Source organism: Kitasatospora putterlickiae, assembly GCF_039527695.1.
GTDB classification, from domain to species: domain Bacteria; phylum Actinomycetota; class Actinomycetes; order Streptomycetales; family Streptomycetaceae; genus Kitasatospora; species Kitasatospora putterlickiae.
The window spans coordinates 43653-49571 of the sequence record NZ_BAAAKJ010000198.1 but is presented as its reverse complement, the minus strand read 5'-3'; the positions used below and the strand labels follow the sequence as shown (position 1 = coordinate 49571).

At 72.6% G+C, this 5919-nt stretch carries 6 protein-coding genes; 3 read left to right on the top strand and 3 right to left on the bottom strand.

Annotated elements, in window-relative coordinates; genetic code table 11:
* Positions 1-575: SDR family oxidoreductase (locus tag ABD308_RS19995; RefSeq protein WP_344337163.1), on the top strand; the 575-nt coding region annotated here is incomplete at its 5' end.
* 232 nt (positions 576-807) lie between these two features.
* Positions 808-1575, top strand: coding sequence for a phosphatase PAP2 family protein (locus ABD308_RS19990; RefSeq protein WP_344337161.1), 768 nt, complete (start codon positions 808-810; stop codon positions 1573-1575).
* Between the two features lie 279 nt (positions 1576-1854).
* Here ABD308_RS19990 and ABD308_RS19985 read toward each other — a convergent pair whose 3' ends face one another.
* Positions 1855-2043, bottom strand: a complete 189-nt coding sequence (locus tag ABD308_RS19985) for an I78 family peptidase inhibitor (protein WP_030392181.1) — start codon at positions 2041-2043, stop codon at positions 1855-1857.
* A gap of 88 nt (positions 2044-2131) precedes the next feature.
* On the opposite strand from ABD308_RS19985, the gene ABD308_RS19980 reads away from it, so the two are divergent.
* Positions 2132-2404: a DUF6343 family protein gene (locus tag ABD308_RS19980; protein ID WP_344337157.1), complete on the top strand. Its 273-nt coding sequence runs from the start codon at positions 2132-2134 to the stop codon at positions 2402-2404.
* A gap of 64 nt (positions 2405-2468) precedes the next feature.
* Here the strand turns inward: ABD308_RS19980 and ABD308_RS19975 are convergent, their stop codons facing one another.
* Together ABD308_RS19975 and dxs are read right to left on the bottom strand one after the other, a co-directional pair.
* Entirely contained in the window at positions 2469-3929 is a 1461-nt protein-coding gene (locus tag ABD308_RS19975) for an aspartate aminotransferase family protein (protein ID WP_344337156.1), read from the bottom strand.
* The gene (dxs, locus tag ABD308_RS19970) at positions 3919-5856 is read right to left on the bottom strand and encodes a 1-deoxy-D-xylulose-5-phosphate synthase (RefSeq protein WP_344337195.1); all 1938 of its coding nucleotides are present in this window, start codon (positions 5854-5856) and stop codon (positions 3919-3921) included. The genes ABD308_RS19975 and dxs overlap by 11 nt, the downstream gene beginning before the upstream one ends.
* Positions 5857-5919: the final 63 nt, after the last annotated feature.

Here is a 5919-nt window from a genome sequence, read left to right as displayed (position 1 = left end):
ACGTCTCGGACGCCGGACAGGTCCAGGCCGCCGTCGAGCGGATCGCCGCCGAGCTCGGCGCCCCGGTCGTGCTCGTCAACAACGCGGGCGTGCTGCGCGACAACCTGATCTTCAAGATGACCGAATCGGACTGGGACACGGTCATGAACGTGCACCTGCGCGGCGCGTTCCTGATGACCCGGGCGGTCCAGAAGTACATGGTGGACGCCGGTTTCGGACGCATCGTCAATCTGTCGTCCTCGTCCGCCCAGGGCAACCGCGGCCAGGCCAACTACTCCGCAGCCAAGGCCGGTCTGCAGGGCTTCACCAAGACCCTGGCCATCGAGCTCGGCAAGTTCGGCATCACCGCCAACGCGGTCGCCCCCGGCTTCATCGCCACCGACATGACGGCCGCCACCGCCGCCCGGATCGGCATGGACTTCGAGGACTTCAAGGCCGCCGCGGCCACTCAGATCCCGGTCCAGCGGGTCGGCGTGCCGGAGGACGTGGCCCACACCATCTCGTTCTTCGCCTCCGAGGGCGCCGGCTTCGTCTCCGGCCAGGTGGTCTACGTGGCGGGCGGCCCCCTCGACTGAGCCACCGAACCTACACAGGGTTACCACGGGGTGGGAACCGGCGCGGCCGGTCTCCCGCCCCGCTCCTTTTGCCCGGACTTGGGAAAAAGCACACGAACCCCTTACGGACATTCGATCTGAAAACGTCTTTGGATCGTCCTGAAACAGACCTTGGCCGATCGGAGAACGGCTTTGCCGGGGAATTCCGAATCCGACGGGGAATCACGCTGCGTCGCTGGGTAGGTTCACCGCCGTGCATGCGCCGAGTGAACCGCCGCGCCGCCCGGAGCTCCTGACCACCCGCCGCGGTCCCGTCTCCGGCGAAGGCGTCTCCCGTGAAAGCGTCCGGCCGCCCCTCGGCCGCCGGCAGGCCGCCCTGCTGGGCCTGGCCGCGTCCGGCTACCTGCTCGTGGCCGCCGCCGTCCTGCTTGACACCTCGCTGGTCGACCTCGACTGGAAGATACGCCTGTACCGGCCCTCCGAGCACTGGCCCGGTCTGCAACCGCTGCTCGACACCTGGGTGGTGGCCGGTCAGCGCGGTCCCTCCGCGCTCGCCGCGTTCATGTGGCTCGGCTGGCGCGCCCGCCGGCTCGGCCGGGTCCGGCCGCTGCTGGTGATGGGCGCCGCGCTGCTGCTGCTCAACCTCACGGTCGGCGGGGTCAAGATCGTCACCGGCCGGCTCGGCCCGCACTACGCCCACTACATAGGCTCACCCGGGCTCTTCTCCGGCGGCACCATCTTCCCGTCGGGCCACACCGCGAACGCCGTGGTCACCTGGGGAGCGCTCGCCTACCTGGCGGTCCGCTGGCGGCGCACCGGCGCCCTGCTCGCGGGCGCCACCGCCTGGTCGGTCGGCCTCACCACCGTCTACCTCGGCACCCACTGGGTCACCGACGTCCTGGCCGGCTGGGCCGCCGGACTGCTCGTCCTGCTCTCGCTCCCGCTGCTGGAACCGCTGGTGCTCGCCGCCGAACGCCGGCTCACCCGGCGCCGGAGGACGGCCAGGGCCCGCCCCGGCTAGGATCCAGGAGACCGGCCCCAGGGTCCGTCTTCGAACCCCCGTCGTCCGCCCGGAGGGCGGGCCGGGCGGCTCCCCCAGCCTCCGGCCGGGAGGTACCCCCACGGGTGCGTGCATCGCAAGGCGGAGGAGGGAGTCCATGCGGTGGGGGCACCTCCCGGCCGCCAGGCTGGGGGCCATCGGCGACCGACGACAACGCGGCGAGGTGCGTGCCCTGGGGGCACCTCCCGGCCGCCAGGCTGGGGGCGCGTCGCCCGGCAGGCGGGGGTTTGAAGACGGACCCTAACCCTCCCAGCTGCGGACGACCACCCCGTCACGCACCGCGAGGTTGAGCCGGCCCTCCCGGTAGTCCATGGTCATCGCCGCCCCCTGCGGCAGCACCCGCACCGAGGCCCAGCCGTGCCGGCGGGCCAACTCCTCGGCCCGCTCGACCCGCAGCCCGGCGTAGCCCTCCGCGTCCGTGTCCGTCATCGCCCCTCCTCGGCTCGTCCGGCAGACGTACGCTGGAATCGTAGACCGCCGGTACGGCAACGGGCCGCACGGCCGGGAGGTGACCTGGATGCCCGCCACCACCCCGCGGCGGTGGCGCAGCGGCTCCGAGCCCGCCACCGCCCGCAGCGACCTCAAGCTGCGCTACCTGCTGTCGTTGACCTTCACCCCGCTGTTCGCGCTGGCCACCGCGGGCTTCGCGGTCTGGGCCGCGAACGCCCCCGCGTACGGCGCGCCGAGCCGGGGCACCCTCACCGGCTTCGCCGTGGCCTGCGGGATCCTCACCCTGTTCGCCGTCGTCGATCTCGTCATCGTCCTCCGGCGCCGCCGGACCGAACTCTGACGCGGTGTCTCCCGCGGGGTGGGAAGCCGGCCCCCGGCCCCCACCCCGTGAACGGCGCCCGCCTTCAGCGGTTTCCGACCGCCTGCTTCACCAGCGTCCGCCCGAAGTCCCACATCAGACCGCTCCCCCGGTGCGCGTCCTCCATCACCTCGGTGAAGGCCGCCATGAACCGGTCCACGTCCCCCTCGGTGATGATCAGCGGCGGGATCAGCTTGATCACCTCCAGGTGGTCCCCGGACACCTGGGTGAGGATCCGGTGGCGCTGGAGCAGCGGGACCACCACCATCTGGGCGAACAGCCCCTTGCGGGCCGCCTGGAGCGCCGTCCAGCCGGTCCGCAGCTTCAGTGACCTCGGTCGGCCGAACTCGATGCCGATCATCAGGCCGCGTCCGCGCACCTCGGCGAGCAGCTCGTACCGGTCCACCAGCGCGGTCAGCCGCTCGCGGAAGTGGTCTCCCACCTTGCGGGCGTTCTCCACCACCCGCTCGTCGCGCATGACCTCCAGGGTCGCCAGTCCGGCCGCCATCGCCTGCGCGTTGGAGCCGAAGCTGGCCGAGTGCACCAGCACCCGGTCCATCGACGAGTACACCTTCTCGAAGATCCAGCCCTTGCCGAGGGTCGCCCCGACCGGGACGTAGCCGCCGGACAGCGCCTTGGCCGCGCAGACCAGGTCCGGCAGCACGCCGTCCTCGTGCTGGTAGGCGAAGAACTCGCCGGTGCGCCCGATGCCGGTCTGCACCTCGTCGCAGATCAGCAGCGCCTTGTGGTCGTGCAGCAGCTCCTGCGCGGCCCGCAGCCAGCCGGGCGGGGCCGCCTGTACGCCCTTGCCCTGGATCGGCTCGACGATCAGCGCCGCGACGTCTCCGCGCTTCAGCTCCCTGGCCAGCGCCGCGAGGTCGCCGAGCGGGATCGCGGTGTCCGGCAGCAGCGGGTCGAAGCCCTTGCGGAACCCGTTCTCGCCGTTCACCGAGAGCGAGCCGGTGGTCAGCCCGTGGAAGGCGTGGTCCGCGTAGAGGATCCGCTTCCGGCCGGTGGCGTACCGGGCGAACTTGAGCGCGGTCTCCACCGCCTCGGTGCCGCTGTTGCCGAAGAACACCCGGTCCAGCCCGGGCGCGTGGGAGAGCAGGCGCTCGGCGAGCAGGCCGGGCAGCGGCGAGCAGTCGAAGCGGACCAGGTCCGGCAGGTCGAGGTCCATCACCTGCTGGACGGCCGAGCGGACCACCGGGTGGTGGCGGCCGAGCGCGAAGATGCCGAAGCCGGCCAGCATGTCGAGGTACTCGTTGCCCTCGGCGTCGTAGAAGTACTGCCCCCGGGCCCGCTCGTAGTACTTGTCGAAGCCGATGGTGTGCAGCATCCGCGCCAGCTGCGGGTTCAGGTAGCGGCTCTGCAGTTCGTACCGCTCACCGCCGCGCTCGGCGAGCAGGGCGGCCAGGTCGAAGCGCGACCCGGCGCGCCCGTCACCGTCGACGTGCTGCTGGAGCCCGGTGCGGTCAAGGCGGTCGGTGCGGTCGGGGTCAGCCGGCATGGTGCTGGTTCGCTCCTCGGTTCGGAAGTCCCCGGTCCGGTAGTCCTCGGGCCGGTAGCAGGTGCTTGGCGAAGGCGGCCGTCTGGGCGGCGACCCCGGTGCCGGTCAGCCCGGTCTCCTCCAGGATCTCGCCGCGCGCGGCGTGCCCGAGGAAATCCTGGGGCAGTCCCAGCACCCGCACCGGGACGTCCACGTCCGCGTCCCGCAGCGCCTGGGCGACCGCCGCGCCGACGCCGCCGACCCGGCCGTTGTCCTCGACGGTGACCACCAGCCGGTGCCCGGCGGCGAGGGCCGTCAGCGCCGGGTCGACCGGCTTGACCCAGCGCGGGTCCACCACGGTCGCGGTGAACCCCTCGGCGAGCAGCAGCCTGGCCGCGTCCAGCGCGGCGCCGGCCATGGTGCCGACGGCGACCAGCAGGATCTCCGCCGGCTCCCCGGTGCGCAGCAGGACGTCCACGCCGCCGACCCGCTCGACGGCGGGCACGGCCGGGCCGATGGTGCCCTTGGGGAAGCGGACCACGGTCGGGGCGTCCGCGACGTCGAGGGCCTCGCGCAGCTGGGCGCGCAGCTGGTCGGCGTCGCGCGGGGCGGCGAGCCGCAGGCCGGGGACGACCTGGAGGATCGAGAGGTCCCACATGCCGTTGTGCGAGGCGCCGTCGTTGCCGGTGACGCCGGAGCGGTCCAGGACGAAGGTGACGCCCAGCCGGTGCAGGGCGACGTCCATCAGCACCTGGTCGAAGGCCCGGTTGAGGAAGGTCGCGTACACCGCCACCACCGGGTGCAGGCCGCCGGTGGCCAGGCCGGCCGCGCTGGCGACGGCGTGCTGCTCGGCGATGCCGACGTCGAAGGTCCGCCCCGGGTAGGCCTTGGCGAACGCGGCCAGGCCGACCGGCTGGAGCATCGCCGCGGTGATCGCCACCACGTCCGGCCGCTCGGCGCCGACGGCCAGCAGTTCGTCGCCGAACACCGAGGTCCAGGAGACGCCGGCGGTGGGCGAGATCGGCAGGCAGGTGTAGGGGTCGATCGGGTTGACGGCGTGGAAGCGGTCGGCCTCGTCCTGCTCGGCGGGCCGGTAGCCGCGGCCCTTGACGGTGAGGCAGTGCACGATGACCGGTCCGCCGAAGCCGCGCGCCTTGGTGAGCGCGGACTCCAGCGCGGTGAGGTCGTGGCCGTCGATCGGGCCGAGGTACTTGAGGCCCAGGTCCTCGAACATGCCCTGGGGGGCGAAGGCGTCCTTGAAGCCCTTCTTGGCGCCGTGCAGCGCGTCGAAGATCGGCTGGCCGACCACCGGGGTGCGTTGCAGGGCGTCCTTGCCCCAGGACAGGAAGCGCTCGTAGCCCTGGGTGGTGCGCAGCGCGGCGAGGTGGTTGGCGAGGCCGCCGATGGTGCGGGCGTAGGAGCGCTCGTTGTCGTTGACGACGATGACGAGCGGGCGGTCCTTGGCGTCGGCGATGTTGTTGAGCGCCTCCCAGGCGAGGCCGCCGGTGAGCGCGCCGTCGCCGATCACGGCCACCACCGGGTCGTGCCTGCCGAGCAGCCGGTTGGCCTTGGCCAGGCCGTCGGCGTAGGAGAGCGCGGTGGAGGCGTGCGAGTTCTCGATCACGTCGTGCTCGGACTCGGCGCGCGAGGGGTAGCCGGACAGACCGCCCTTGGCGCGCAGCCGGGAGAAGTCCTGGCGGCCGGTGAGCAGCTTGTGGACGTAGCTCTGGTGGCCGGTGTCCCAGACGATCCGGTCGCGCGGGGAGTCGAAGACCCGGTGCAGCGCGATGGTCAGTTCGACGACGCCGAGGTTCGGGCCGAGGTGGCCGCCGGTGCGGGTGACGGCGTCGATCAGGAAGTCGCGGATCTCGTCGGCGAGCCGGGGCAGTTCGGCGGCCGGGAGGGCCCGCAGGTCCGCCGGGGATGTGACGCTGGAGAGCAGTGACATGGTCTTCACCTCACGACTCGGAGCGGTGCGCCGGGTGCTCGCCGTGGCGGCGCCCGCGGGGTG

What these genes read in the sequence shown, in the direction of transcription:
- ABD308_RS19975 (WP_344337156.1), bottom strand. Translation starts at nt 3,929, where the DNA reads ATGCCGGCTGACCCCGACCGCACCGACCGCCTTGACCGCACCGGGCTC.
- dxs (WP_344337195.1), bottom strand. Translation starts at nt 5,856, where the DNA reads ATGTCACTGCTCTCCAGCGTCACATCCCCGGCGGACCTGCGGGCCCTC.
- ABD308_RS19985 (WP_030392181.1), bottom strand. Translation starts at nt 2,043, where the DNA reads ATGACGGACACGGACGCGGAGGGCTACGCCGGGCTGCGGGTCGAGCGG.
- ABD308_RS19980 (WP_344337157.1), top strand. Translation starts at nt 2,132, where the DNA reads ATGCCCGCCACCACCCCGCGGCGGTGGCGCAGCGGCTCCGAGCCCGCC.